Genomic DNA, 24,626 nt, shown 5'->3' on the forward strand with positions numbered 1-24,626 from the left:
CAGCATGCCCAGCGACGCCGTCGTCCTCACCGTTCCCGGACCGCACGGCGATCGGGAGGTGCGACTCTCCAGCCCCGGCCGGGTGCTCTTCCCCGAGCCCGGCATCACCAAGCGCGAGGTGGCGGAGTACCTGATCGAGGTCGGCGACGCGTTCGTCGCGGCGAACGGCGGCCGGCCCGTCTCGCTGCAGCGCTTCTCCGCGGGGATCGACGGCGACCAGTTCTTCTCGAAGAACCCGCCCAAGGGCGCGCCGGACTACGTCCGCTCCGTCCCCGTCACCTACCCCAGCGGCCGGGTGCACCCGCAGCTCGTGATCGACGAGCCGGCCGTCGCCGTCTGGGCCGCGCAGATGAACACGCTCGTCTTCCACCCGTGGGCGTCGCGCGCCGACGACCCCGACCGGCCCGATCAGCTCCGGATCGACCTCGACCCGCAGCCGGGCACCGACGTCGCCGACGCCGTCCGCGCCGCGCACGTCCTCCGCGAGGTGCTGCGCGAGGCGGGCCTGGAGTCGTTCGTGAAGACCTCCGGCAACCGCGGCCTGCACGTGTTCGCGCCGATCGAGCCCGAGCACGAGTTCCTCGACGTGCGGCACGCCGTCATCGCCGCGGCCCGTGAGCTGGAGCGGCGGATGCCCGAGCAGGTGACGACGGCGTGGTGGAAGGAGGAGCGCGGCGAGCGGATCTTCGTCGACTTCAACCAGGCCAACCGCGATCGCACCATGGCCGGCGCCTACAGTCCGCGCCCGCTCGCGCACGCCCCGGTGTCCACCCCGCTGGAGTGGGAGGAGCTCGACGGCGTCGACCCCGCCGCCTTCACGATCCGCACCGTCCCGGAGCGCCTGCGCACGACCGGCGACCCCTGGGCGCGGATGCACGAGTCGCCCGGCCGCCTCGAGGTGCTGCTCGGCTGGTGGGAGCGCGACGTCGCCGCGGGCCTCGGCGAGCTGCCGTTCCCGCCGGACTTCCCGAAGATGCCGGGGGAGCCGCCCCGCGTGCAGCCGAGCCGGGCGAAGAAGACCGCCGCGCAGGAGCCCGCCGCGGAGGAGCCGGCCGCGCAGGAGCCTGCGGAGTAGCTCAGCCCAGCACGTCCCCGAGGTCGTACGCCGTCGGCCGCTCCAGCTGCTCGAAGGTGCACGACTCCGCCTCGCGGTCCGGCCGCCAGCGCTCGAACTGCACCGTGTGCCGGAAGCGCTGCCCCTCCATCTGGTCGTAGCGCACCTCGAGCACCCGCTCGGGCCGCAGCCGCACGAACGAGGTGTCCTTCGCGCCCGAGAAGCGGCTGCGCTCGCCGTCCCCGCGCACCGCCTCGCCGCTCTCGTCGCGCTCGACGACGTCCGCGAGCTCGTCGATCAGCTCGACCCGTCGCGCATCCGTGAAGGCGGAGGCGCCGCCCACCTGCCGCAGCGTCCCGTCCGCGTCGCGCAGCCCGAGCAGCAGCGAGCCGAGCCCCGGCTTGGAGGTGTGCTCGCGGTAGCCGAGCGCGATCACGTCGGCCGTGCGGTGGTGCTTGACCTTGAGCATCGTCCGCTTGCCCGGCGCGTAGGGCGCGGCGAGCGGCTTGGCGATTACCCCGTCCAGCCCCGCGCCCTCGAACCGCTCCAGCCAGTCGCGGGCGAGCGCCTCGTCGGCGGTGGTCCGGCCGAGGTGCACGGGCGGAGTGACCCCCTCCAGCAGCGCGGCGAGCGCCTCCCGCCGCGCCGAGTACGGCTCGTCGAGCAGGCTCCGGCCGTCCACGGCGAGCAGATCGAAGGCGACCAGCATCGCCGGGGTCTCGGCCGCGAGCGTCGCGACGCGGCTGGCCGCCGGGTGGATCCGCTGCGAGAGCAGCTCCCAGTCCAGCCGCTGGGCGCCGTCCGGTCCGGTGGCCAGCACGATCTCGCCGTCGAGCACGCAGCCGTCGGGCAGCAGGCGGAGGAACGCCTCGACCAGCTCGGGGAAGTAGCGGGTGAGCGGCTTGGTGCCGCGGCTGCCGATCTCGCAGACCCCGTCGGCGACCGACACGATCGCGCGGAAGCCGTCCCACTTCGGCTCGTAGGAGTAGCCGCCGCTCACGGCGTCCTGCGCGGGCACGGCCGCGACGGCCTTCGCGAGCATCGGAGCGAGGGGGAGGGGGAACGGGAGGTCCATCCTGCGATCATCCTCGCCGCGCGAGCGGCGCGCACCCCTCGGCGGGTGGCTCCGGAGCACTCGGCACGGGCGTCCTCCACAACCCCCTCCGCGTGACGAACAGATCACAAGCGCCACCCCGGGTACCTCCCGCGCCATTCGATAGGGAAGACTGCGCCCATGATCATGTGGGGACAGCAGCTCGGATCGCGCGCGGGAGCAGACCGATCGACCGGTCCGCTCCGAAGAGGAACCGTGACCCTCGAATGTCGGACAGACGCCGGACGGAGCGGCCGCTGATGGCGCGCACCGCCGTCTCGGCCGCCCGGCAGCTGTTCTCGCGCTCGCGGCGCGGCGACGCCCCCGGGGAAGGGGAACCCCCGTACGGCGTCGAGCCCGACGTGACCGAGTACCTGCCGGCTCCGCCGGCGACCGACGTGGAGGCGACCCCGGGCACCGTCCTGCGGGGACACGCCGCCGCGGCCACCGCCGGCTCCGCGCACGTCTTCGACGTGGCGGCTCCGGCGATCGGCGAGTACTGCGAGCTCGACGCGGATGCTCTCGAATTCCCCCATCCGGGGGTCGCCTCCTTCGTTCCCGACCTGTCGCGCCCCGCGCGCGGAGCCGGAGCGCCCAGCTCGTTCCGCAGCCCGCCGCCGCCCGCGCCGCCGGCGGCCCCGTCGCCGATGATCGACCTCCCGCGGGACTTAACCCCGAGCGAGCCGCAGCCGGACGCGCAGCCCGACGCCCAGTCCGTCGACGCGCAGTTCTTCGACGCGCCCGCGCCCGTCCTGACGGCCCCGCCGGTCGCCGGCCCGTCGGCCCCGCCGCTCACCGCGCCCTCGCGCTTCGAGCCGCCGATCGACGCGCCCCGAGCCGACGACGCCCAGCCCGTCGACGCCCAGTTCTTCGACGCGCCGCCGACGGCTCCCTCTGCCGTCGAGCCCCCCAGCGAGGAGGCCCCGGTCGAGGAGGCACCGGTCGAGCAGCCCCCGGCCGCCGCGCAGGCGGAGCCCGACCTCTCGCAGCTGCCCGCCCCCCAGCCCGTCGACGCCCTGATCGTCGACGCGCCGCCGGCACCGCCCGCCCCGCCGGTCGTCGACCCGGATCTCCTCCGCGGCTTCGCGCAGGCCCCGGCCGCCGTCGCCGGCCTCGCGCCGGTCATCGGCGAGCTCTGCGAGCTCGACCCCGACCGGATCGAGTTCCCGCACCCGCACGCCGCCGACTTCGTGCCGGTCCAGGGCCGCTCGCGCGGCGCCTTCGGCCTGCTCCTGCCCGAGCCGGTCCGCCGCTCCGAGCCCGCGCGCCCCGCCGAGCCCGAGCAGTACACCGAGCAGTACACCGAGCCCGCGCAGTACACCCAGCCCGAGCGCTCCACCTGGCCCGAGCACGACGATGCCGCCGACGTCGCCCCCGACCTCTTCGACGAGCGCTTCCTCGCCCCGGCCCCGTTCCCGGGCGAGTCCGACGACGACGCCGCCGACCGCTTCCCCGCCCCCGTTCCCGCCTCCGCGCACCAGTGGCACGGCGCCCCCGTCTCGGCCGAGCCCCTCTCCGACGACCGCTCGGACGACGACCGCTCGGCCGATGAGCGCGCCCCCCGCTCACACCGCAGGGTCCTGCTGATCGGCGCGGGCGTCGGCGTCGCCCTCCTCCTGATCGGCGGCGCGCTGATCGCCGTCCCGCTGCTCACCGCGGGCGACGGCGGCGGCGACTCCGGCCCGGTCGCAGCCGCGGCTCCCGGCACCACCGAGGCGGCCGTCTCCTGGGTCGCCGACACCCTCGACCCCGAGTCGGTCCTCCTGGTGCAGGACGACCTGGTCGCCGACGTCACCGGCGCCGGCTTCCCGAGCGACACCGTGGTCTCGGAGTCGACGCTCACCGCGGCGGCGCCCGACTCCGCCTGGCGTGCGGCCGACTACATCCTCTCCACGCCGGCGCTGCGGGCGACCGCGACCGGCGAGACCGAGACGGCGCTCGACAACTCCGAGGCCGTCGCGAGCTTCGGCAGTGGCGACAGCGCCGTGGAGGTGCGCCGCGTCCTCGACGAGGGGGCCGATCAGGCCGCCGCCGCCGCGACCGTGCTCACCGCCGCCCGGGCCTCGGCCGGCGGCCAGCTCGCCGCCAATCCCGCGCTCACCACGACCGACGCGGCCCGCACCCTCCTCGAGTCGGGTCAGGTCGACTCGCGCCTCCTGCTGCTGCTCGGCCAGCAGCTCGCCTTCACGCCGCTCTCGGTCGCCGACTTCCCCGTCGGGTCGAACGAGGTCGACGGCGTCCGCCACCGGATGATCCTGTCCGGCTACAACGGCGCCGGTCTCCCCGCCGACGCCGCCGCCACCCAGAACGCCACCACGTGGCTCGGCAGTCAGTCGGGCGATTTCGTCCCGATGTCCGTCGAGTCGATCCCCGAGGGTCTCCTCGTCACCCTCGACCTCGACGAGCCGTCCGGGCTGCTCCCGGGGACTCAGTAGCACCACCCCACCCGAAGGACGCACCATGAACCCGACCCGCCCCCTCCGCCTCGCGCGCGCGGCACTCGCCCTCGCCGCCGTGTCCGCCCTCGCCGCTCTCGGCGCGGCCCCCGCCTCGGCGGCCGAGGCGCCGCCCGCCACGGGCTGGGTGCGGGTGGCCCACCTGTCGCCCGACACGAAGTCCGTCGACGTGACGCTCACGGCGCTCGGCGGCGGCGGCGCGGCCTTCGAGCTCGACGGCGTCGCCTACGGCGCGGTCTCGCCCTACTGGACGCTGCAGCCCGGCACCTACGTCGTCTCGATGGTCCCCTCCGACGCACCAGACGGCACTGCCCCGGTGATCGAGCAGTCCGTGGACGTCTCGGCCGGCACCCCGCTGACCGTCGCCGCGCTCGGCCGCAACGCGGTCCTGCGCACCACCGTCTTCACCGACGACCTCACGCCGCCGGCCGACGGCCAGGCGCGGGTGCGCGTCGTGCAGGCGTCGACCACCGCCTCGGAGGTCGACGTCGCGACGACGACCGGCACGCTCCTCGCGACCCGGGCCGCTCAGGGCACCGCCACCGGCTACACCAGCGTCCCGGCCGGCCCGTGGAGCCTCGATCTCTCCGCCGGCGCCGTGACGGCGAAGGCCGACCTCGACCTCGCTCCGGGCTCCGTCGCCTCGCTGTTCGTCCTCGACGACGCCTCGAACGGCCTCGTCGTCTCGCCGGTGCTCGACTCGGCCGCCGTCGGCGACCTGCCCACCGGCGGCATCCAGACCGGAGGCGGCGCCACCGCCGTGCACGTCGCCTCCACCACCTCCGCCGCGTCCGGCCCGCTCGTCGACGGACTGCTCGGCGTGCTCTCGGTCCTCGGCGTCTTCGCCGCGGTCGCCGGTGGTCTCGCCCTGATCGCGCGCCGCTCCTCGGTCGGCACCGGCCGAGCGAGCTGATGCGCCGCCTCGCCGGAGCGGGAGCCGCCCTCGCGGCGCTCCTGCTCCTGGCGGGCTGCTCGGCCGCCGGGCAGGCCGCCGCCCCGGAGGCGACGATCGCCGCGTCCGCCGCTCCCGCCACGACCGCCCCCGCCGCGCCGTCACCCGGCGACGCCGGCGCCCTGCAGGACCCGGTCGCGGCCGCCGCCCCGGCGCGCTCCGCCGTCGTCCCCGTCCGCGTCGTCATCCCCGCCATCGGGGTCGACTCCTCGCTCGAGTCGCTCACCCGCGACGAGACCGGCTGGATCCAGCCGCCCGTCCTGGTGGACGAGGCGGGCTGGTACCGCGACGGCGTCGTGCCGGGCGACATCGGCCCCTCCGTCATCGCCGGGCACGTCGACGGCCGCGCGGGCCCCGGCGTCTTCCTCGACCTCACCGCGCTCGTCCCGGGCGACACGGTCGACGTCGTGCTCTCCGACGGCAGCACCCGCAGCTTCTCGGTCACCGGCTCGGTCTCGGTGCCGAAGGAGCAGTTCCCCACCGAGGACGTCTACGGACCAACGCCCACCGCCCAGTTGCGCCTGATCACCTGCGGCGGCGTCTTCGACGACTCCTACGGCCACTACGTGGACAACGTGGTCGTCTCGGCCGACCGCATCGCCTAGGCACCCGCTCGGCGGCCGCGGACTCGCAGGTGGCTCGGCGTTTCGGGGCGTAGCGTCGCGGACTATGAGCACCCCCTGGAAGCGCTGGGTCCCCGCCGCCGTCGTCCCCCTGGTCGTCGTCGCCGCGGCCGTCACCCTGCCCCTGTCCGCGAGCGCCGCCGGCGACCTCCCGGAGAAGTCCGCCGCCGACCTCCTCGCCTTCGTCGCCGAGAGCGACACCACCGCCTTCTCCGGCGAGGTCCAGCAGACCTCCGACCTCGGCCTCCCCGACCTCTCGGCGCTCGGCAGCACCGGCTCGTCCGGCCAGGGCTCCACCGAGGGCGGAGCCTCCGCCACCAGCGCGCTGATGGAGCTCGCGACCGGCTCGCACCAGGCCCGCGTCTACGTCGACGCCGAGCGCGGCGCCCGCCTCCAGGTGCTCGACCGCCTCGCCGAGCGCGACATCGTCGCCACGAGGACCGACGGCGTCTGGATCTACGACTCCGCCGAGAACGCGGCGACGCACCTGCTCCCGCCCACCGGCGACGCCTCGCAGGCCCCCCAGTCCGATGCCCCGTCGGGAGAGGTCCCGACGCCCTCCTCGGTCGCCGAGGAGCTGCTCGCCGCGATCGACCCGACCACCACGGTCGCGGTCGGGTCCGACGTCCGCGTCGCCGGTCGCGACGCCTACGAGCTCGTGCTCACCCCGCGCGACGGCACCACCCTGGTCGGCTCCGTCACCGTCTCGATCGACGGCGAGACCGGTCTGCCGCTCGGCGTCGCCGTCACGGCCGTCGGCGGCACCGCGCCCGCCTTCAGCCTCGCCTACACGAGCATCGACGTCTCTGCGCCCGACGCCGCGCTCTTCGCCTTCACGCCGCCCGCCGGCGCCGAGGTCACCGAGAAGCAGGCCCCCGTGCACGACGAGTCCCCCGTCGGGGACACCCGCGACGAGCCCGTCACCCTCGAGGGCGACTCCGGCATCACGACCACCGGCACCGGCTGGGGCTCGATCGTCGAGCTGCCCGCCGGCGACGCCGAGTCGCTCGCTCAGCTCGACGCCGTGACCACGGAAGTCGACGGCGGCCGGGTGCTCTCCTCCGCGCTCGTCAGCGTCCTGATCACGGACGACGGCCGCGTCCTCGCGGGGGCCGTCCCGGTCGACGCGCTGACCGCCGCCGCCGCTCGGTGACGGCGGGCGAGCTCGCGGTCGAGACCCGGGGCCTCACCAAGCGCTTCGGCCGCCAGGAGGCGGTGTCGGGTCTCGATCTCGCCGTCCCGCGCGGCGCCGTCTTCGGCTTCCTCGGGCCCAACGGCTCGGGCAAGACCACCACCATCCGGATGCTCCTCGCCCTCGCCGCGCCGACCGAGGGCAGCATCAGCGTCCTCGGCACGGCGATGCCGCGCGGCGCCGCCGACGTCCTGCCGCGGGTCGGCGCCCTCGTCGAGGGCCCCGGCTTCTACCCGTTCCTCTCGGGCCGCGCGAACCTCCGCCGCTTCGACGCCGCCGAGGCCGGCACCTCCTCACGCACCCGCGACACCCGGGCGAAGGAGGCGCTGGCCCGCGTCGGCCTGTCCGCCGCGGCCGGCAAGAAGGTCGGCTCGTATTCGCTCGGGATGAAGCAGCGCCTCGGCATCGCCGTCGCTCTGCTCTCGCCGCGCGACCTGATCGTGCTCGACGAGCCGACCAACGGCCTCGACCCGCAGGGCACCCGCGAGGTCCGCTCGCTGGTCCGCAGCCTGAACGCGGACGGCACGACGGTGCTCGTCTCGAGCCACCTGCTGGCCGAGATCGAGCAGCTCTGCACCCACGCCGCGGTGATGCGCACCGGCCGGCTCGTGGCGCAGGGCGGTCTGGACGAGCTCCGCGGTGACGCCGCATCGGTCGAGCTGCTCACGCCCGACGTCGTCGACGCCCAGCGCGCGCTCGTCGAGCTGGGGCTCGCGCCGCGGCTCGTCCCCGCCGAGCACCCGATCGACCCGCCGCTGGTCGTCGCGGCGATGCCCGCGACCGCCGCTCCGGAGTCCGTGGTCGCGTCGCTCGTCGCCGCCGGCGTCCGCGTCCGCGGCTTCTCCGTCCGCCGCCCCTCGCTCGAGGAGCGCTTCGTCCAGCTGACCGGGGAGGGCTTCGATGTCGAGCGCTGAATCGGCTCCCACCGCGACGACGACCGCGGCCGAGCGCACGTCGGTCGCCGGCGTTCCGCGCCGCGGCCTCGGCATCGGCTCTCTGCTCGCCTCCGAGCTCGCCCTGCTCTTCCGTCGGCGCCGCACCTGGGCGCTGCTCGCCGCGCTCGCGGCCATCCCGATCCTGCTCGCCGTCGCCGTCCGGCTCTCGGGCGGCGAGGGCGGCGGCCCGTCCTTCGTCGGCGCCATCGCGGGCAACGGACTGTTCACCGGCTTCGCCGCGATCACGGTCGCCGTGCCGCTCTTCCTCCCGCTGACCGTCGGCGTGGTCGCGGGCGACGCGATCGCGGGGGAGGCGTCGCTCGGCACGCTGCGCTACCTGCTGGTCAGCCCGGTCGGGCGGATCCGGCTGCTCGCGGTGAAGTTCGCCGCCGCGATCGCCTTCTGCCTCGCGGCGGCGCTGACCGTGATGGTGGTCGGCATCCTGATCGGCCTGGCGCTCTTCCCGGCCGGCCCGGTGACCCTGCTCTCCGGCAGCACCGTGCCGCTCGCCGACGCGATCGGGCGCGCGCTCGCCATCGCGGTGTACGCGGCGCTCTCGCTCGTGGGGCTCGCGGCGATCGGCCTGTTCATCTCGACCCTCACCGACGTGCCGGTGGGCGCGATGGCCGCGACGGTGGTCGTCTCGATCGCGGCGCAGATCGTCGGCTCGCTCTCGCAGCTCGACGCGCTGCACCCGTTCCTCTTCACGGACCGCTGGTTCGACTTCGCCGATCTGCTGCGCGATCCGGTCGCCTGGGGCTCGTTCGGCGAGAACGCGCTGCTCCAGCTCGCCTACGTCGCCGTCTTCGGCTCGCTGGCGATCGCGCGCTTCACCACCCGCGACGTCCTGTCCTGAGCCGGGATCGCCGCCGGGAACGACGGAGGCCGCCCTCCCCGCAGCAGCGGGAGGGCGGCCTCCGTCGTCGGTGCGCCGGCGTCAGTCCTGCGGGGTGATGCCGAAGGTGACGGAGCCGCCCTCGTCCACCTGCGCGTCGAGCACCTTGTCGCCGAGCGCGACGGAGGCGGCGACGTCGAGGAAGACCCGCGCGCCGTCCTGCTCCACGACCGCGTCGGTGGTCTCGGGGGCCGGCGCGACGGCGACGGCGAAGTTGCGGGCGTCGAGGTCGTCGCCGCTGATGCGGAGACCGCCCTCGACGGGGGTCTCGGTCTGTCCGGTGATGGTCTTGACGACGGTGCTGGCGTTGTCGGTGAGCGTGAGCATCGGGTCGTTCCTTCCGTCCGTGGTCGATGAGGGAGCCACGATGCCGAGATCCCCGCGCCGTCTCAACCCGCAGCCGTGGACGTGGAGGGGATGCACACCTCCGCGCGCACCACAGCAAGTGACGGCAAGGTTTTCCTTGACACGGAAAATTGCCGCAAGCTACCGTGGCCGGCACGCGCACCCCGCGCTCTCGACGACGAGAAGAGGACGACACGATGAGCTTCCCCGCCCGCCGCGTCACGCTCAGCGACGTCGCCGCCGCGACCGGCGTCTCCGTCGGCACCGTCTCGAAGGCGCTGAACCATCGCGGGCAGCTCAGCGGCGAGACCCGCGGGCGCGTCCTCGCCGCCGCCGCCGAGCTCGGCTTCGCGCTGCCGGCGGCCGCGAGCGGACCGGCTCCGGAGCAGAGAGTGCTCACGATCGGCCTGGTCACCTCCGACGACATCGGGCGCTTCAGCATCCCGGTGATGTGGGGTCTCGAGGACGCCTTCCCGGCCGAGCAGGCGTCGGTGCTGCTGAGCAACTCCCGCGGCGACCGGGTCCGGGAGCGGCACTGCGTCGAGATCCTCGCGGCCCGCGGCGTCGACGCGATCGTCGTGATGACCAACCTCACCGGTCCGCGGCCGGCGCTGCCCGCGTCGAGCGTGCCGATCGTCTACGTGATGGGCTCCTCCGATGACCCGGCGGACATGTCGGTCGTCGTCGACCAGACCCAGGGCATCCTGCTCGCCCTCGAGCACGTCGCCGCGCTCGGGCGCCGCGACATCGCCTACGTCGCCGGCCCGCGACTCGACTACTCCGCCCGGATCCGCGCGGAGGCGGTTCAGGAGCACGCGCCGTCGTTCGGGCTGCGCCTCGTCGGCGATCGCTCGCTCTACGGCAACTGGACCGAGACCTGGGGCCGCCAGGCCGCGCAGATGCTCCGCCAGCGGGTCGAGCCGGTCGACGCCGTGCTCTGCGGCAGCGACGAGATCGCCCGCGGAGTCGCCGACGGCCTGCGCGAGGCCGGCGTGAGCGTGCCGCACGACGTCGCGATCGTCGGCTTCGACAACTGGGCCGCCGCGGCCCTGAACTCCCGCCCCGCCCTCACCACCGTCGACATGAACCTCGAGGAGCTCGGCCGCGCCGCCGGCGCCCGCGCACTCGAGGCCATCGACGGCCGCCCCCGCGCCGGGATCGAGGCGCACCCCTGCCAGCTGATCGTCCGCGACTCCACCTGATCCGGCGCGCACGCGCACGCGCGCACCCCACCGCACGCACCCGACCACCGACGAGGGATCGACGATGCACTCTCCTCTCCGCCTGCTCGACAATCGCCTGCCCGATCTGACCCGCCGGCGTGCGCTCGCCCTCGGCGGCGCGGGCCTCGCGGCCGCTCTCGGCCTGACCGGCTGCTCCGCGGTCCTTCCCGAGGCCGACGTCTCGGCGCCCTCGTTCGCCGCCGCTCCGAGCGGCACGATCCGCTTCTGGTGCCGGAGCGTCGCCTTCGCACCCGCCCAGCTGATCGTGGAGAAGTACCACGCGGCGCAGTCCGCCGTGCGGGTCGAGCTGACCGTGCTGCCCGAGGGGCAGATGGTCACCAAGCTCGCCACGGCGATCCGGGCGAACGCGGTGCCCGACGTGGTCGCTCCCGACTCGGTGACCACGCCGGTGTTCAGCTCGCGCGAGGCGCTCACCGACCTCACTCCGCTGATCGAGGCGCTGCCCTACGCCGACCGCCTCAACCGGCCGTTGCTCGACGTCGCCTCCTACGACGGCAAGGTCTACGGCCTCCCCGCGCTCTCGAACGTGTCGCAGCTGTTCTGGAACAAGCGGCTCTACGAGCAGGCCGGCCTCGATCCGGAGCAGGGCCCGACGGACTTCGAGCAGTACCTGACTCACGCGCGGGCGCTGCAGCGGCTCGACGGCGTCTCCGGAGTGACCTTCACCGGCAACTCGGCGGGCATCCTCGGCTACGTGATCCAGCCGCACTTCTGGGCGGACGCCAGCCCCTTCTACGACGGCGTCGTCGGGCGGCAGAGCGCGACCGTCGCCGGCAACGCGCCGCTGCGGCGCACCCTCGAGCTGTACCGGAGCTTCGCGCAGGAGGGCCTCGCCCAGCCCGGCGTCTCCGCCGACAGCGGCACGGCCTGGGGCAAGGACTTCCTCGCCGGCACGGTCGGGCTCTTCCCCGGCTCCTACGACCTGATCGTCGGGGGAGCGACGCCGGAGTTCCTCGGCGACCTCGGCGTCAGCGCGTTCCCCGGCCCGGACGGCGGCGTCTCGCAGTTCTCCGGCGGCGCGGTGCTCTCCATCCCGCGCGGGGCGCGCAACCCCGAGGCGGCCTGGGACTTCATGCGCTTCGTCACCGAGCTCGAGCAGCAGTCCGAGCTGGCGGCCCTCGGCTGGTACCCGGTCCGCGACGACGTGCTCGAGACCGGCTTCGCCGAGGAGTTCCCCCTGATGGTCCCCGGCATGGAGCGGATGAACGAGGGCTTCGCCGCCCCGACCACCCTCTACACCCAGCTCACCAACACCGTGCAGTCCCCGTGGCTCGCGATGTTCCGCGGCGCGGTCTTCGGCGGCGAGGACGACCTCGACGCGGTCCTCGCCCGCGGCCAGGAGGAGACGGCCCGCGTCCTGGAGGTGAACCAGGCATGAGCGTCGCCCTCGGCAGGAAGGACGCCCGCACCGGGCTCCTGATGATCCTGCCCGCCCTCGTCCTCGTCGTCGTCTTCGTCGTCGTCCCGCTCGTCTTCGCCGTCGTCATCTCGGTGACGGACTGGCCGCTGGTCGGCTCCGTGGGCTTCGTCGGCCTCGACAACTACGCGACCGCCTTCTCCGACACCACGTTCTGGGCGTCCGTGCTCTACACCCTCGGCTTCGCCGTCGTGTCGACGCTGCTGGGGATCGTCGTCGGCTACCTGCTCGCGGTGCTGGTGCGCTCGAACCGGCGCGGCGCGGGGATCATCCGCACCGCCGTCTTCGTGCCGTACGTGATCGGCATCACCTCCCTCAGCTTCGTCGCGCTGCTCGAGTTCCGGCCCGACAGCGGCGCGCTCGATCAGGTGCTGATGGCTCTCGGTCTGACCGACGCGCCCACCGCCTGGCTGCTCGACGCGACGAGCGCGACGGTGCTGGTCGTGCTGCTGGGCGCCTACGTCGGCTCCGGCTTCACGATGATCGTGCTGATGTCGGGCATGCAGGGGATCGACGACGCGCTCTACGAGTCGGCCGCGATCGACGGCGCCGGGCGGTGGAAGCAGGAGCTCCTGGTGACGATGCCGCTGGTGAAGCGCTACCTCGGCCTGCTGAGCGTGCTCGGCTTCGTCGGCGCGATCCTCGCCTTCACCCAGTTCTACGTGATCACCGGAGGCGGGCCGGGCACCGGCACCCTCACCGTGATGCTCTACGTCTACAACAAGGCCTTCGGCGACCTGCAGGTGGGCTACGCCACCGCGCTGTCGTTCGTGGTCGTCGTCATCGCCGCGGCGCTGACGCTGCTCCAGTTCCGCGTGATGAAGGACGACTGATGGCCACCCGCACCACCCCCGCCGCCCGGGTCCGCACCGCCCTCTACGTCGCGATCGGCACGCTCGTCTCGGTCGCGTTCGTCGCCCCGGTCGCCTGGTCGATCCTCCGCTCGTTCCAGCCCGGCGCGCTGATCACGGCGCCCGCCGCCGAGCAGTCGTTCTCCGACCTCACCCTCGACAACTACGTCGGCCTGCTCGGCTCGATCGGCGCGGGGACCTACATCGTCAACTCGCTGATCATCGCCCTCGGCACCGCCGTGCTCAGCGTGGTGGTGACCACCCTCGCGGCCTACGCGCTGGTGCTCTTCCCGTTCCACGGCTCGAACGTCGCGTTCGGCCTGATCCTGCTGACGATGATGGTCCCGTTCCAGGCCGTGCTGACGCCGCTCTTCCTCGAGATGAACACGCTCGGGCTCACGGACACCCACCTCGGGATCATCCTCTTCTACCTCACCTTCAACCTGCCGTTCGGAGTGTTCCTGATGCGCAACTCCTTCGCGCAGATCCCGCGCGAGGTGACGGAGGCCGCGCGGATCGACGGGGCCGGCCCGTTCCGCATCCTGTTCTCGGTGCTCCGGCCGATGATCGTCCCTGGTGTCGCGACGGTCTTCCTGTTCGCGTTCCTCGGCGCCTGGAGCGACTTCCTCGGCGCGCTGACCTTCCTCACCCGGCAGGACCTCTTCACGCTGCCGGTCGCCATCCAGAACATCTCCTCCGGCGCCTTCGGCCAGACCGACTTCGGCTACGTCATCGCCGGCGCGGTGCTGCTGATGATCCCGTGCCTGCTGCTCTACGCCGCCATCCAGAAGTACTACGTCCGCGGTCTCGTCGCGGGCGCCGTCAAGGGCTGAGAGGTCTCCCGTTGCATCGCCCCGTCCGCCGCTTCCCGCTGCGCTCCGTCCGCCTGCTGCCCAGTGCGTTCGCCGACGCCCAGGCCACCGGCCTGCGCTACCTGCTCGCGCTCGACCCCGAGCGGCTGCTCGCGCCGTTCCTCCGCGAGGCCGGCCTGCCGACCGGGCCGGGCTACGGCAACTGGGAGGCGGACGGGCTCGACGGCCACATCGGCGGGCACGCGCTCTCGGCGAGCGCGGTGATGCTCGCCGCCACGGGCGACCCGGCCGCGCGCGAGCGGATGGAGACGCTCCTCGACGGCTTCGAGCGCGCCCAGGACGCGGTCGGCACGGGCTATCTCGGCGGCGTCCCCGGCGGGCGCGCCCTCGGCGAGGAGCTCGCGCGCGGCGAGGTCGACGCCGACCTGTTCACCCTCAACGGCCGCTGGGTGCCGCTCTACAACCTGCACAAGACGCTCTCGGGGCTGCTCGACGCCGCGTCCGCCGGCCGGTCGGAGCGGGCGCTCGCGATGGCGGTCCGCTTCGCCGACTGGTGGCTCGGCGTCTCCGCCGGACTCGACGAGGACGCCTTCGAGGCGATGCTGCACGCGGAGTTCGGCGGGATGAACGACGCGTTCGCCGATCTGGCGGAGCAGGTGGCCGGCGCGACCCCCGCCGATCCGGAGCGCGCCGCCGCCTACCGCGCGGAGGCCGCGCGGTTCTCGCACCGCGCCCTCCTCGATCCGCTCCTCGAGTGCCGCGACGTGCTCGACGGCCTGCACGCGAACACGCAGATCCCGAAGGCGCTCGGCTACGCGCGGCTCGGCGGCGCGCTGCTGCCGGCGGCGCAGTGCTTCTGGGAGCAGGTCACCGGAGAGCGCACGGTCGCGATCGGCGGCAACAGCGTGCGCGAGCACTTCCACCGCTCGCGCGACGCCAGCCCGATGATCCTCGACCGCGAGGGCCCGGAGACCTGCAACACCGCCAACATGATCGAGCTGAGCGGCGTCCTGTTCGAGGCGAGCGGCGACGAGCGGTACCTCGACTACCTCGAGCGCGCCCAGTACAACCACATTCTCTCCTCGCAGCACCCCGACGGCGGCTTCGTCTACTTCACCCCGCTCCGGCCCGCGCACTACCGGGTCTACTCGGCTCCGGACGAGGGGATGTGGTGCTGCGTCGGCACCGGGCTGGAGAACCACGCGCGCTACGGCGAGCTGATCTACGCCCTCGCCGGTGACGACGCGCCGGGCGACGCGCCGGGCGACGCGCAGGGCGACGCGCCGGACGACGCGCCGGACGACGCCGAGCTGCTGGTCGCCCTCTACCTCCCCTCGACCCTGGACTCCCCGGAGCACGGGATGCGCGCTCGGATCGAGACCGCGTTCCCGCACGCCGACGACGCGACGATCACGGTCGACCTCGAGCGGGCCGGCGCCGTGCGGCTCCGCCGGCCGGCCTGGGCGGAGGAGATGGCGGTGACGGTCGACGCGGTCGCACTGGACGCGCTGGCCGTCGACGGCTTCGTCCGCACCCCGGTCCTCGCGCCCGGCCGGCACGAGATCCGGGTCCGCTTCGCGCTCGGCGTGCGCGCCGAGCCGCTGCCCGACGGCTCCGCCTGGTCGGCGTTCTCCTACGGCCCCGTGGTGCTCGCGGCCCGATCGGGCGACGAGGACCTCGACGGCCTGATCGCCGACGGACGGCGGATGGCCCACGTGGCCGCCGGTCCGCTCCGCCCCCTCGCCGCGACTCCGATCGTGACCGGGGGAGCGCGCGCGGTCACCCTCCTCGACCGCGCCGCGCTGAGCGCCGAGCTCAGCACCGACTCCGGCCCGGTGCGGCTCGAGCCGTTCGCCGGCCTGCACGACAGCCGGTACACCGTCTACTGGCCGACCGGCGACGACGCCCGAGCCCGGCGCACCGAGCTGGCCGCCCTCGACCGCGAGGCCGACGGCGACGGCGACGTCATCGACTCCGTGACCGCGGGCGAGCAGCAGCCGGAGTCGGACCACGGCCTCGTCGGCCACCGCAGCCGCGCGGGCGGCGCCGACGGCCGGCACTGGCGCGGCGCGGAGGGCCCGGACGGCTGGTTCGGCTACACCCTGGTCGACGCGGCGCAGCGGGCGGCGGTGCTGCGGGTCCTGCTGCGGGACGGCGGCGGCGAGCACGAGCTCCGTATCGACGGGCGACCGCTGGGGGAGCCGCTCGCCGTCCGGACGCTCGACGGCGCCGTCGAGGCCGACTACGCGATCACCCCCTCGACCGGCGAGGACGGCGTGGTCGAGTTCTCCCTGCACGCCGTCGGCGCCGGGCCGGCGGGCGATCTGCTCGCGGTGTCGCTGGTGGCGGTAGCGGGGGGAGCGGCCGGAGCGGGGGAGTAGCGCAGGAGTGTCGGGTCCCGCGTCCTGCGAGACTGTCCGGATGCACCCCGCCGACGCCTGCCCGTGCGGAAGCCGCCGCCACTACGCCGACTGCTGCCGCCCCGCCCACCTCGGCGAGACCCCGTCGCCGACGGCGGAGCGCCTGATGCGCAGCCGCTACAGCGCCAACGTCCTCGGCAGCGCCGGCTACCTCCTCGCCAGCTGGCACCCCTCGACCCGGCCGCCGCGCGTCGACCTCGACGACGACGTCCGCTGGCGGCGCCTGCAGATCGTCGACACCGCGTTCGGCGGCGAGGACGACACGGAGGGGCTCGTCGAGTTCCGCGCCTCCTACCGCTCGCCGGCCGGCCCGGGCCTCGTGCACGAGCGCAGCCGCTTCCTCCGCGAGGACGGCCGCTGGCTCTACGTCGACGGCGACCTGCTCGACGACGGATCCTGACCCCTCCGCCCCGAGCGCCCCGCCGCGTCCTACCCTGGAGGCATGGCCAAGGACTTCCGCCGGGCGGACCACGCGTCCCGCTACGAACTGCATCTCGACGGAGCCCTCGTCGGCGTCCTCGACTTCCACGAGAACGCCGAGAGCGTGTCGCTCGTGCGCTCCTTCACATCGCCGCCGCACCGCGGCCAGGGGCTGGCCGGCGAGCTCGTCGCCTTCGCCGTCGACGACATCGAGGCGTCGGGCACGCGGAGCATCGTCCCGATGTGCTGGTACGTCGGCCAGTGGTTCGACCAGCATCCGGAGCGGGCGGGGCTGCTCACCCGCGGCGCTCAGTCCTGAGGCGCGCGCCTAGGTCCTGACGGTCGGCTCGACGCCGGCGAGGTCGGGCCCGAGCCCGATGTCCACGAGCCGGATCCGCCCGACGTAGGAGCGCGCCGGCGCGAGCAGCAGGCCGGCCTTGATCGCGCCGAACGTCACCGTCACATCCGCTCGCAGCACGGTCTCGTCCGGCACCGTGCCGTCGTCCGGCCCGATGCCGCTCGGCAGATCGACGGCGACCACCACGGGGGCGTGCTCGCGCTCCTCCACCGCGGCGATCACGGTCGCGATCACCTCGCGCGGCCGCCCTCGCAGCGCCGGCTGAGCCGTGCCGATCCCGAGGATCCCGTCCACGATCACGTCCGCCCGGGCGACCGCCGCAGCGAGGGCCGCCGGGTCGTCCGCGGCGATCCGTCCGCAGCCGTCGTCGAGAGCGACCGCGAGCCCGCGCTGGTGCGCCCGGTCGGCGGTCAGCACGAGCGACACGTCGCTGCCGGAGGAGGAGATCTCGGCGGCCGCGTAGAGCGCGTCCCCGCCGTTGTTCCCCGGCCCGACCAGGACGAGCACGCTGCCCGCGCCGCGCCGGTCCTTGCGCAGTCCGAGCGCTGCCCGCAGCTCGCGCGCGAGCCCGTCCGCGGCCCGCTGCATCAGCGGCTCGCGTCTCGCCAGATGCGGCGCCTCGGCGGCCCGCACCTGCGCGGAGGAGTATCCCTCGGCCATCCCTCCACTCTGCGCCCCGCCCCCCGCCACGGCAACCCGCCCCACCCGATTCGCAGGCCCAGCCCGAGCCCCGCCCGCCCCTCCCTTGCTGGTCGAGTACCCGCCTCCTCCTTGCTGGTCGAGTAGCCGCCTCCGGCGGCGTATCGAGACCCACTTCGTCCGGTCGTCCGGGAGCGAGCCTCCTCCCCAGCCCGTCATCCGACCGCCTTGTCCCCCAACTGCCCACGACGCCGCTCCGGTGTCGGTGGTCCCTGCTCGAATACCCGTATGAAAGAAGATGAGGATGCAGCAGCACTCGCGGAGGTGCGCGACTGCTTCGACGATTCCGCCGCCGACAAGCGCTCCACCTCCCCGACGCACCTCCGGGCCGCAGCTCGCCTGCACCGCGGCTACCGGCTCGCGCTGACCATCCCGGACGCCTTCGCCCGCGGCGCGTCCCGCAGCGAGACCCCCGACCTCGTCGAACGCTCCATCCGCGCCGAGCTCGCGGTGGCGTACAGCCAGTCCGAGCGGGAGGTGTCCCGCCGCCTCGAGACCGCGCAGATGCTGATGGAGCACCTCCCGCTCACCCGTGCGCTGCTCCGTGACGGTCGGATCCTCTGGGAGGTCGGCGAGGCGATCTGCCGCACCGCGAGCAGCCTCCCCGAAGCCTCCCGCGCGGCACTCGACGAGCGCGCGGCCGACGCCGCCGTCACGATGACCACCGCGCAGCTGCGCCGCGCCCTGAGCCGCTGGCGCGAGGAGCTGCACGAGCAGCCCCTCGCCGAACGGCACGCCCGCGCACGAGAGGACCGCGCCGTCTGGGTCACCCCCGACGTCGACGGAATGGCGACGCTGTGCCTCCACGCTCCTGCACCGGCCGTGACGGGCGCCTACGACCGGCTCCGCCGCATCGCCCGCACCCTCCGCGACGAGGGCGACCCGCGCACACTCCAGCAGCTCAGCGCGGACGCGGCGGTCGACCTGCTGTGCGACGGCGACGTCATCGGGACGACTCCGGACGCCGAGCACCGCCCCGATCCGACGTTCGTCCCGGGCATCCGAGCGGAGGTGCGACTCACTCTGGCGGCGTCCACCGCTGTCGGCCTCGACGACGCGCCCGCGGACCTGGACGGCTACGGCCCTGTCCCCGCGGAGATCGCCCGGGAGCTGATCCGCACCGCCGCTTCCTTCACCCGGGTTCTGACCGATCCGGATACCGGTGCGGTCGTCTCGGTCGGTCGGACCTGGCGCGTGCCGCCGCCGCAGATGCGCCTGCACCTGCAGCTGCGGGACCAGACCTGCCGGTTCCCCGGCTGCACCCGCAGCGCGTCGACCAGTGAGGCCGATCACACGCGCGAATGGCGCCACGGCGGCGAGACCTCACTCGAGAACCTGGTGTCGCTGTGCACCTCGCATCACCACGTGCGGCACGGGGATCAATGGAGCTACGACAGGGACGACGCCGACTGGACCATCACCTGGACCACGCCGACCGGACGGCGCATCAGCAGCCGGCCACCGCCGCTGCCCGGGCGACCGCCGGACCCGCCGCCGGGACCGCGGTTCGTCGACGTGCCGGCGCCGTTCTGACGACGGTGGATCTCGATACGCCCGCTCCGCGGCCTACTCGATCAGCAAGCAGCGCCCGCGCGCCGCGTCTGCGTGCCGCGTTCGCGTGCCGGACCCGCTCACCGGACCCGCGTGCCGCAGGAGCAGGAGCACCTTGCTGGTCGAGTGGCCGCCGAAGGCGGCGTATCGAGACCGACGCTGACGAACGCGCGGCCCTCGATGCGCCCACCGCGCGCCCCCGCCCGCGCCCTCACCCCTCCTGCACCGCCCGATCCGCCTCCTCGACGATCGCGCGCATCGCCGCCTCCGCCTCGTCCCCGTCGCCGTCGGTCACGGCGGACGCGACCGCGCGGTGCAGCCGCACCGCCTCCGAGTCGGCCTCGCGCGGCATCAGCGCGTGCCGCGTGCGCCCCGCGAGCACCGCGGCGACCAGATCACCGAGCTGCGCGAGCAGCGGATTCCCCGAGGCGGCCAGCAGCGTCCGGTGGAAGGCGGTGTCGGAGGCGAGGTACGCCGCCCGATCGGCCGCCCGCGCATGCTCGGACATCCCGCCCGCCGCCTCCACGAGAGCGGCCCGCTGCTCGGCCGACGCGTGCGCCGCCGCGAGCCGAGCGGCCAGCGGCTCCACGCCGAGCCGCAGCTGGCTGAGCCGGTGCAGCTGCGCCTGCCGATCCGGCCCGTCCAGGGTCCAGCCGATCACCCGCGGATCGAGCGCGTTCCAGCACTCCGGAGGCTGCACCCGCGTCCCCGCGCGCCGCCGCGACACCACCAGCCCCAGCGACTCCAGCACCCGCACCGCCTCGCGCATCACCGAGCGCGACACTCCGCGCCGCTCCGCCCGCTCGTCGGCGCTGAACGCGGTCCCCGGCGCGAGCGCGCCCTGCACGATCTGCGCTCCCAGCTCGTCGAGCACCGCCTCGTGCAGCGAGCGCGGTCCGACCATGGCCCCAGTATCCCGGGCCCGGCCTCGCGCGACCAGCTATTCGTCCGACATAATCGAGGCCATGACTGCACCGGCCGACACCGCCACCGCCCCCGTCCGCGCCCTCGTCGTGATGGGCGTCTCCGGAAGCGGCAAGTCCACGGTCGCCACGCTGCTCGCCGCCCGCCTCGGCTGGGCGTTCCTCGAGGGTGACGAGCTCCACCCGCCCGTCAACGTCGCGAAGATGGCCGAGGGCGTGCCGCTCACGGACGAGGACCGCGCCCCGTGGCTCGCCGAGATCGCCCGCCGGGTCGACGCGCTGGCCGGCGCGGGCGACCCCGTCGTCGTCACCTGCTCGGCCCTGCGCCGCCGCTACCGCGACGTGCTCCGCCGCGACGACCTCGTCTTCGTCCACCTCGCCGGCTCGCAGGAGCTCATCGCCGAGCGCCTCGGCGCCCGGACCGGCCACTTCATGCCGGCCACCCTGCTCGACTCGCAGTTCGAGGCGCTCGAGCCGCTCGGCGCGGACGAGCGCCACGTCACCGTCGACCTCGGCGGCGCGCCCGAGGACGAGATCGCGCAGATCGTCGAGACCCTCGGGCTGGGCGCCGCCGCCTAGCCCAGCGCCCCTAGCCCAGCAGTGCCGCCAGGCTCGTCGCCGGCAGCCCGAACGCCTCGGCGACCGCCGGGTTCACGACCTGCCCGTCGTGCGTGCTGAGCCCCTTCGCGAGCGCCGGATCCGCGGCCAGCGCCGCCTTCCAGCCGCGGTCCGCGAGGGCGACCACGTAGGGGAGCGTCGCGTTCGTCAGCGCCCGCGTCGACGTCTCCGGCACCGCGCCCGGCATGTTCGCGACGCAGTAGTAGACGCTGTCGTGCACCGCGAAGACCGGGTCGTCGTGCGTCGTCGGCCGCGATCCCTCGAAGCAGCCGCCCTGATCGATCGCGATGTCGACGAGCACCGAGCCCGCCTTCATCGTCGCCACCATCTCGTCGGTGACGAGCTTCGGCGCCCGCGCACCCGGGATCAGCACCGAGCCGATCACCAGGTCGGCCTCCGCCACCTGGGCGGCGATCTCGTAGGTCGAGGAGGCGCGGGTCTGGATCCGCCCGCCGAAGCGGTTCTCCAGCTCGCGCAGCCGCGGGATCGACAGGTCGACGACGGTGACGTCGGCGCCCATGCCGAGCGCGTTCGCGGCCGCGTGCTCGCCGGCCACGCCGCCGCCGATCACGAGCACCTTCGCCTTCGGCGTCCCGGGCACCCCGCCGAGCAGGGTGCCGCGACCGCCCGCCGCACGCATCAGGTGGTAGCCGCCGACGGTGATCGACAGCCGTCCCGCCACCTCGCTCATCGGCGAGAGGAGCGGCAGCTGCCGATCGGGCAGCTGCACCGTCTCGTAGGCGATCGCCGTGGTCCCCGCGGCGAGCAGCGCGTCGGTGCACGGGCGGGAGGCCGCGAGATGCAGGTAGGTGAAGAGGATCTGCCCGGAGCGCATCCTCGGGTACTCGGCCGCGATCGGCTCCTTGACCTTCACCACCAGGTCGGCATCGCCCCACACCTCGTCGGCGTCGGCCGCGATCCGCGCGCCGGCCGCGGCGAAGTCCTCATCGGACACCCGCGAGCCCAGTCCCGCACCGGCCTCGACCAGCACGTCGTGCCCGCGGCGCACGAGCTCGTGCACTCCGGCGGGCGTCGCGGCGACGCGGTTCTCGTTGTTCTTGATCTCGGTGGGGATCCCGATGCGCATAACGGCTCCTTCGCTCTGGTGCCCCCATCGTGCGAAGATCATGTTTCGAATGGATGAAGATCCGCAGGATGCTCGGAAAGCGCAAACATTCCCGCAGGATCGTCGACGGGAGGAGACCGGGCGCCGATGCGACCGCACGATCTGCACGACCTCGGCGACCTCGACCCGGTCGACCGCACCCTCGTCCGGCTGCTCCGCGCCGATGCGCGCACGCCCAACAGCCGCCTGGCGGAGCGCGCGGGCATCGCCCCCTCCACCTGCGTCTCCCGCGTCCGCTCCCTGGTCGACCGCGGCATCATCACCGGCTTCACCGCCGAGCTCGACCCCGCCGCGCTCGGGCTCACCCTCCAGGCGCTGATCAGCGTCAACATCCGCGCCGGTCAGCGCCAGGCGATCACCCGGTTCGCCGAGGAGATCCGCGCCCTGCCCGAGGTCGTGCAGCTCTTCTTCCTCGGCGGCTCGGAGGACTTCCTGCTGCACGTCGCCGTCCGCGACTCCAACGACATCCGCGACTTCGTCGTCTCGAACCTGTCGGCGCACCCGGCAGTCGCCTCGACCAGGACGAGCCTGGTCTTCGATCATCACCGCAAGGGGCCTGCACTTCCGGAGTGAGGCCGGGGCTGCCGGACTGAAGCCGGCGCTGCCCGAGCGGTCAGTGCGTTCCGGGGCTCAGATCGCCGCCGCCGCGCTGGGTCAGCCCGGGGATCCGCCGTGCCAGCCCGGCGATGTGCTCCTCCGCGATCTCGATCCGCGTGTCGCGCAGGCGCTGGCGCAGCAGCGCCTCGACGTCCTCCTCGGGCCGCAGCTCGGCGTCACCGGCGACCTGCAGCAGGATGCCGCGCAGCTTCTCGTCCAGGGCCGCGTCGTCGCTGCCCTGCTGGATCGGGTGGTCCTGCGATGCGTTCGTCATGCCCTCATGCTCCCACCCCGGCCGCGCCGGGCACGGCAGGATGGCCGCATGCCGTTCTCCCGCGCCGAGCTCGCCTCGTACCGCGACCGCACCGTCGAGGACCTGCTCGACGGCGACGTCCGCCTCCTCTTCGTCGGCATCAACCCCGGACTCCGGACGGCCGCCACCGGCGCCCACTTCGCGCACCCCGGCAACCGCTTCTACCCGGCCCTCGCCGCCGCCGGCATCCTCGACCGCGTCCTCCGGGTCTCCGAGGGCATGTCGCCGGAGGACCGCCGCGCCCTCAGCGACCGCGGCATCGGCATCACCAACCTCGCCCCGCGCGCCACCGCCCGCGCCGACGAGCTCACTCCGGAGGAGCTGCGCGCCGGCGCCGAGCGCCTCGTCCGCACGATCGAGCGGGTCCGGCCCGCCGCCGTCGCGATGGTCGGGATCACCGCCTACCGCGCCGCGTTCGGCCGCCGGACCGCGCGCCAGGGCCGGCAGGACGAGCCGCTCGCCGGCGCCCCGCTCTGGCTGCTGCCCAATCCGAGCGGCCTCAACGCGCACGACACGGTCGCGTCGCTCGGCCTCGCCTACCGGGAGCCCGCCGTGGCCGCCGGAATAGTCCCCGACCCCCGGAGGTTGCAAAGTCCATGAGTACGCATGAAATCAAGTTCGGTGTCGACACCTTCGGCGACGTCACGGCCGGTGCCGACGGCACGCCCCTCTCGCACGGGCAGGTCCTGCGCGACGTGGTCGAGGAGGGCGTCCTCGCGGATCAGGTCGGCCTCGACTTCTTCGGCCTGGGCGAGCACCACCGCGCCGACTTCGCCGTCAGCGCCCCCGACGTGGTGCTGGCCGCCATCGCCGCGCGGACCGAGCGCATCCACCTCGGCTCCGCCGTCACCGTGCTCTCCTCCGACGACCCGGTGCGCGTCTACCAGCGCTTCGCCACGCTCGACGGCCTCTCGAACGGGCGGGCCGAGGTCATCCTCGGCCGCGGCTCCTTCACCGAGTCGTTCCCCCTCTTCGGCTTCGACCTGTCGCAGTACGAGGTCCTCTTCGAGGAGAAGCTGGAGCTGTTCCACGAGCTCGTCCAGGGCGGCCCCGTCACTTGGCAGGGCACCGTGCGCCCCGCGCTGACCGAGCAGAGCGTCTACCCGTCGATGGAGGGAGACCGCCGCCTGCGCACCTGGATCGGCGTCGGCGGCAGCCCGGAGTCGGTCGTCCGCGCCGCCCGCTTCGGCTTCCCGCTCGTCCTCGCGATCATCGGCGGCTCGCCCGCCCGCTTCCGCCCCTACGTCGACCTGTTCGGCCGCGCGCTCGACCAGCTCGAGCAGCCCCGACTGCCGGTCGCCGTGCACTCGCCCGGCTTCATCGCCGACACCGACGAGGAGGCGCACGAGCTCTACTACGGCCACTACAAGGGCATGCTCGACTCGATCGGGCGCGAGCGCGGCTGGGCCCCGCTCACCCGCGAGCGCTTCGCCGAGGAGGCCGGCCCCGAGGGCGCCCTGCACCTCGGCTCGCCCGAGACGGTCGCCCGGAAGATCGCGAGCACCGTCGGCGCCCTCGGCATCGACCGCTTCGACCTCAAGTACAGCGCCGGCACCCTGCCGCACGCCGCGATCATGCGCAACATCGAGCTCTACGGCACGCAGGTGATCCCGCGCGTGCGCGAGCTGCTCGCCGCCGGCTGACCCGCGTGGAGCGCGCGCACTGCGCGCTCCCACCGGGCGCCCGGGCGGCGTCGATATGCTCGGAGACCGGGCGCTCAGCCGCCGCCCCC

The 24,626-nt window shown here is 74.2% G+C and carries 25 protein-coding genes; 19 read left to right on the forward strand and 6 right to left on the reverse strand.

The genetic code is table 11. The features are described 5' to 3' along the window. Positions 1–4 precede the first annotated feature (4 nt). Positions 5–1,075, forward strand: coding sequence for a non-homologous end-joining DNA ligase (ligD, locus tag GSU72_RS07230; protein WP_208545164.1), 1,071 nt, complete (start codon positions 5–7; stop codon positions 1,073–1,075). A 1-nt stretch (position 1,076) separates the two neighbouring features. Here the strand turns inward: ligD and GSU72_RS07235 are convergent, their stop codons facing one another. After that, the gene (locus tag GSU72_RS07235; RefSeq protein WP_159984417.1) at positions 1,077–2,129 is read right to left on the reverse strand and encodes an ATP-dependent DNA ligase; all 1,053 of its coding nucleotides are present in this window, start codon (positions 2,127–2,129) and stop codon (positions 1,077–1,079) included. Between the two features lie 278 nt (positions 2,130–2,407). On the opposite strand from GSU72_RS07235, the gene GSU72_RS07240 reads away from it, so the two are divergent. The 6 genes from GSU72_RS07240 (at position 2,408) to GSU72_RS07265 (ending at position 9,161) form a co-directional block, all read left to right on the forward strand. Beyond that, positions 2,408–4,582 (forward strand): hypothetical protein, encoded by a 2,175-nt coding sequence (locus GSU72_RS07240; RefSeq protein ID WP_208545165.1) that lies wholly within the window; start codon positions 2,408–2,410, stop codon positions 4,580–4,582. A gap of 25 nt (positions 4,583–4,607) precedes the next feature. Further along, positions 4,608–5,516, forward strand: a complete 909-nt coding sequence (locus tag GSU72_RS07245) for a DUF4397 domain-containing protein (RefSeq protein WP_159984419.1) — start codon at positions 4,608–4,610, stop codon at positions 5,514–5,516. Next, positions 5,516–6,160, forward strand: a complete 645-nt coding sequence (locus GSU72_RS07250; RefSeq protein ID WP_159984420.1) for a class F sortase — start codon at positions 5,516–5,518, stop codon at positions 6,158–6,160. Before GSU72_RS07245 ends, GSU72_RS07250 begins: the two co-directional genes overlap by 1 nt. A 64-nt stretch (positions 6,161–6,224) precedes the next feature. Next, positions 6,225–7,331 carry a hypothetical protein gene (locus GSU72_RS07255; RefSeq protein ID WP_159984421.1) on the forward strand — a complete coding sequence of 369 codons (1,107 nt, stop codon included), beginning with the start codon at positions 6,225–6,227 and terminating at the stop codon, positions 7,329–7,331. After that, a complete protein-coding gene (locus GSU72_RS07260) occupies positions 7,328–8,284 on the forward strand; it encodes an ABC transporter ATP-binding protein (RefSeq protein ID WP_159984422.1) in 957 nt (318 codons plus the stop codon). The genes GSU72_RS07255 and GSU72_RS07260 overlap by 4 nt, the downstream gene beginning before the upstream one ends. Continuing rightward, the gene (locus tag GSU72_RS07265; RefSeq protein ID WP_159984423.1) at positions 8,271–9,161 is read left to right on the forward strand and encodes an ABC transporter permease subunit; all 891 of its coding nucleotides are present in this window, start codon (positions 8,271–8,273) and stop codon (positions 9,159–9,161) included. The genes GSU72_RS07260 and GSU72_RS07265 overlap by 14 nt, the downstream gene beginning before the upstream one ends. Before the next feature lie 81 nt (positions 9,162–9,242). Here GSU72_RS07265 and GSU72_RS07270 read toward each other — a convergent pair whose 3' ends face one another. Continuing rightward, on the reverse strand, positions 9,243–9,527 hold the full coding sequence (locus GSU72_RS07270) for a hypothetical protein (protein ID WP_159984424.1): 285 nt from the start codon (positions 9,525–9,527) through the stop codon (positions 9,243–9,245). A 215-nt stretch (positions 9,528–9,742) separates the two neighbouring features. Here GSU72_RS07270 and GSU72_RS07275 point away from each other — a divergent pair, with 215 nt between their 5' ends. The 7 genes from GSU72_RS07275 (at position 9,743) to GSU72_RS07305 (ending at position 17,028) form a co-directional block, all read left to right on the forward strand. Then, positions 9,743–10,747, forward strand: a complete 1,005-nt coding sequence (locus tag GSU72_RS07275; RefSeq protein WP_159984425.1) for a LacI family DNA-binding transcriptional regulator — start codon at positions 9,743–9,745, stop codon at positions 10,745–10,747. Positions 10,748–10,811: 64 nt separating this feature from the next. Then, complete coding sequence (locus GSU72_RS07280; protein ID WP_159984426.1) at positions 10,812–12,167, forward strand: sugar ABC transporter substrate-binding protein; 1,356 nt, start codon at positions 10,812–10,814, stop codon at positions 12,165–12,167. Then, entirely contained in the window at positions 12,164–13,039 is an 876-nt protein-coding gene (locus tag GSU72_RS07285) for a sugar ABC transporter permease (protein ID WP_159984427.1), read from the forward strand. The genes GSU72_RS07280 and GSU72_RS07285 overlap by 4 nt, the downstream gene beginning before the upstream one ends. Then, positions 13,039–13,890, forward strand: coding sequence for a carbohydrate ABC transporter permease (locus tag GSU72_RS07290; RefSeq protein WP_159984428.1), 852 nt, complete (start codon positions 13,039–13,041; stop codon positions 13,888–13,890). The genes GSU72_RS07285 and GSU72_RS07290 overlap by 1 nt, the downstream gene beginning before the upstream one ends. A gap of 11 nt (positions 13,891–13,901) precedes the next feature. Further along, the gene (locus GSU72_RS07295) at positions 13,902–16,250 is read left to right on the forward strand and encodes a beta-L-arabinofuranosidase domain-containing protein (RefSeq protein WP_159984429.1); all 2,349 of its coding nucleotides are present in this window, start codon (positions 13,902–13,904) and stop codon (positions 16,248–16,250) included. Between the two features lie 40 nt (positions 16,251–16,290). Next, positions 16,291–16,689 (forward strand): YchJ family protein, encoded by a 399-nt coding sequence (locus GSU72_RS07300; RefSeq protein WP_159984430.1) that lies wholly within the window; start codon positions 16,291–16,293, stop codon positions 16,687–16,689. Between the two features lie 42 nt (positions 16,690–16,731). Continuing rightward, positions 16,732–17,028, forward strand: coding sequence for a GNAT family N-acetyltransferase (locus GSU72_RS07305; protein WP_159984431.1), 297 nt, complete (start codon positions 16,732–16,734; stop codon positions 17,026–17,028). A 9-nt stretch (positions 17,029–17,037) separates the two neighbouring features. Here the strand turns inward: GSU72_RS07305 and GSU72_RS07310 are convergent, their stop codons facing one another. Continuing rightward, positions 17,038–17,727, reverse strand: a complete 690-nt coding sequence (locus GSU72_RS07310; protein ID WP_159984432.1) for an NAD(P)H-hydrate epimerase — start codon at positions 17,725–17,727, stop codon at positions 17,038–17,040. Between the two features lie 267 nt (positions 17,728–17,994). On the opposite strand from GSU72_RS07310, the gene GSU72_RS07315 reads away from it, so the two are divergent. Next, entirely contained in the window at positions 17,995–19,299 is a 1,305-nt protein-coding gene (locus tag GSU72_RS07315; RefSeq protein ID WP_159984433.1) for an HNH endonuclease signature motif containing protein, read from the forward strand. Between the two features lie 229 nt (positions 19,300–19,528). Here GSU72_RS07315 and GSU72_RS07320 read toward each other — a convergent pair whose 3' ends face one another. After that, complete coding sequence (locus GSU72_RS07320; RefSeq protein WP_159984434.1) at positions 19,529–20,221, reverse strand: FCD domain-containing protein; 693 nt, start codon at positions 20,219–20,221, stop codon at positions 19,529–19,531. Between the two features lie 61 nt (positions 20,222–20,282). On the opposite strand from GSU72_RS07320, the gene GSU72_RS07325 reads away from it, so the two are divergent. Further along, entirely contained in the window at positions 20,283–20,819 is a 537-nt protein-coding gene (locus GSU72_RS07325) for a gluconokinase (RefSeq protein ID WP_159984435.1), read from the forward strand. 10 nt (positions 20,820–20,829) lie between these two features. On the opposite strand, the gene ald is transcribed toward GSU72_RS07325, so the two are convergent. Further along, positions 20,830–21,945 (reverse strand): alanine dehydrogenase, encoded by a 1,116-nt coding sequence (gene ald / locus GSU72_RS07330; RefSeq protein ID WP_159984436.1) that lies wholly within the window; start codon positions 21,943–21,945, stop codon positions 20,830–20,832. 126 nt (positions 21,946–22,071) lie between these two features. Here ald and GSU72_RS07335 point away from each other — a divergent pair, with 126 nt between their 5' ends. Beyond that, a complete protein-coding gene (locus GSU72_RS07335; protein ID WP_159984437.1) occupies positions 22,072–22,557 on the forward strand; it encodes an Lrp/AsnC family transcriptional regulator in 486 nt (161 codons plus the stop codon). Positions 22,558–22,597: 40 nt separating this feature from the next. On the opposite strand, the gene GSU72_RS07340 is transcribed toward GSU72_RS07335, so the two are convergent. Continuing rightward, positions 22,598–22,855: a hypothetical protein gene (locus GSU72_RS07340; protein ID WP_159984438.1), complete on the reverse strand. Its 258-nt coding sequence runs from the start codon at positions 22,853–22,855 to the stop codon at positions 22,598–22,600. A 48-nt stretch (positions 22,856–22,903) separates the two neighbouring features. Here GSU72_RS07340 and GSU72_RS07345 point away from each other — a divergent pair, with 48 nt between their 5' ends. Together GSU72_RS07345 and GSU72_RS07350 are read left to right on the forward strand one after the other, a co-directional pair. Continuing rightward, the gene (locus GSU72_RS07345) at positions 22,904–23,494 is read left to right on the forward strand and encodes a mismatch-specific DNA-glycosylase (protein WP_159984439.1); all 591 of its coding nucleotides are present in this window, start codon (positions 22,904–22,906) and stop codon (positions 23,492–23,494) included. Beyond that, positions 23,491–24,537: an LLM class flavin-dependent oxidoreductase gene (locus tag GSU72_RS07350; RefSeq protein WP_159984440.1), complete on the forward strand. Its 1,047-nt coding sequence runs from the start codon at positions 23,491–23,493 to the stop codon at positions 24,535–24,537. Before GSU72_RS07345 ends, GSU72_RS07350 begins: the two co-directional genes overlap by 4 nt. Positions 24,538–24,626 lie beyond the last annotated feature (89 nt).

Source organism: Rathayibacter sp. VKM Ac-2760 (assembly GCF_009834185.1).
In the GTDB taxonomy this organism is placed as follows: Bacteria; Actinomycetota; Actinomycetes; order Actinomycetales; family Microbacteriaceae; genus Rathayibacter.

Excerpts from the sequence above, each read along its gene's own strand:
- GSU72_RS07305 (WP_159984431.1), top strand. The coding sequence starts at position 16,732 with ATGGCCAAGGACTTCCGCCGGGCGGACCACGCGTCCCGCTACGAACTG.
- GSU72_RS07310 (WP_159984432.1), bottom strand. The coding sequence starts at position 17,727 with ATGGCCGAGGGATACTCCTCCGCGCAGGTGCGGGCCGCCGAGGCGCCG.
- GSU72_RS07345 (WP_159984439.1), top strand. The coding sequence starts at position 22,904 with ATGCCGTTCTCCCGCGCCGAGCTCGCCTCGTACCGCGACCGCACCGTC.
- GSU72_RS07325 (WP_159984435.1), top strand. The coding sequence starts at position 20,283 with ATGACTGCACCGGCCGACACCGCCACCGCCCCCGTCCGCGCCCTCGTC.
- GSU72_RS07275 (WP_159984425.1), top strand. The coding sequence starts at position 9,743 with ATGAGCTTCCCCGCCCGCCGCGTCACGCTCAGCGACGTCGCCGCCGCG.
- GSU72_RS07265 (WP_159984423.1), top strand. The coding sequence starts at position 8,271 with ATGTCGAGCGCTGAATCGGCTCCCACCGCGACGACGACCGCGGCCGAG.
- GSU72_RS07250 (WP_159984420.1), top strand. The coding sequence starts at position 5,516 with ATGCGCCGCCTCGCCGGAGCGGGAGCCGCCCTCGCGGCGCTCCTGCTC.
- GSU72_RS07320 (WP_159984434.1), bottom strand. The coding sequence starts at position 20,221 with ATGGTCGGACCGCGCTCGCTGCACGAGGCGGTGCTCGACGAGCTGGGA.
- GSU72_RS07290 (WP_159984428.1), top strand. The coding sequence starts at position 13,039 with ATGGCCACCCGCACCACCCCCGCCGCCCGGGTCCGCACCGCCCTCTAC.
- ald (WP_159984436.1), bottom strand. The coding sequence starts at position 21,945 with ATGCGCATCGGGATCCCCACCGAGATCAAGAACAACGAGAACCGCGTC.
- GSU72_RS07340 (WP_159984438.1), bottom strand. The coding sequence starts at position 22,855 with ATGACGAACGCATCGCAGGACCACCCGATCCAGCAGGGCAGCGACGAC.
- GSU72_RS07240 (WP_208545165.1), top strand. The coding sequence starts at position 2,408 with ATGGCGCGCACCGCCGTCTCGGCCGCCCGGCAGCTGTTCTCGCGCTCG.
- ligD (WP_208545164.1), top strand. The coding sequence starts at position 5 with ATGCCCAGCGACGCCGTCGTCCTCACCGTTCCCGGACCGCACGGCGAT.
- GSU72_RS07270 (WP_159984424.1), bottom strand. The coding sequence starts at position 9,527 with ATGCTCACGCTCACCGACAACGCCAGCACCGTCGTCAAGACCATCACC.
- GSU72_RS07245 (WP_159984419.1), top strand. The coding sequence starts at position 4,608 with ATGAACCCGACCCGCCCCCTCCGCCTCGCGCGCGCGGCACTCGCCCTC.
- GSU72_RS07255 (WP_159984421.1), top strand. The coding sequence starts at position 6,225 with ATGAGCACCCCCTGGAAGCGCTGGGTCCCCGCCGCCGTCGTCCCCCTG.
- GSU72_RS07335 (WP_159984437.1), top strand. The coding sequence starts at position 22,072 with ATGCGACCGCACGATCTGCACGACCTCGGCGACCTCGACCCGGTCGAC.
- GSU72_RS07350 (WP_159984440.1), top strand. The coding sequence starts at position 23,491 with ATGAGTACGCATGAAATCAAGTTCGGTGTCGACACCTTCGGCGACGTC.
- GSU72_RS07235 (WP_159984417.1), bottom strand. The coding sequence starts at position 2,129 with ATGGACCTCCCGTTCCCCCTCCCCCTCGCTCCGATGCTCGCGAAGGCC.
- GSU72_RS07315 (WP_159984433.1), top strand. The coding sequence starts at position 17,995 with ATGAAAGAAGATGAGGATGCAGCAGCACTCGCGGAGGTGCGCGACTGC.
- GSU72_RS07280 (WP_159984426.1), top strand. The coding sequence starts at position 10,812 with ATGCACTCTCCTCTCCGCCTGCTCGACAATCGCCTGCCCGATCTGACC.
- GSU72_RS07300 (WP_159984430.1), top strand. The coding sequence starts at position 16,291 with ATGCACCCCGCCGACGCCTGCCCGTGCGGAAGCCGCCGCCACTACGCC.
- GSU72_RS07285 (WP_159984427.1), top strand. The coding sequence starts at position 12,164 with ATGAGCGTCGCCCTCGGCAGGAAGGACGCCCGCACCGGGCTCCTGATG.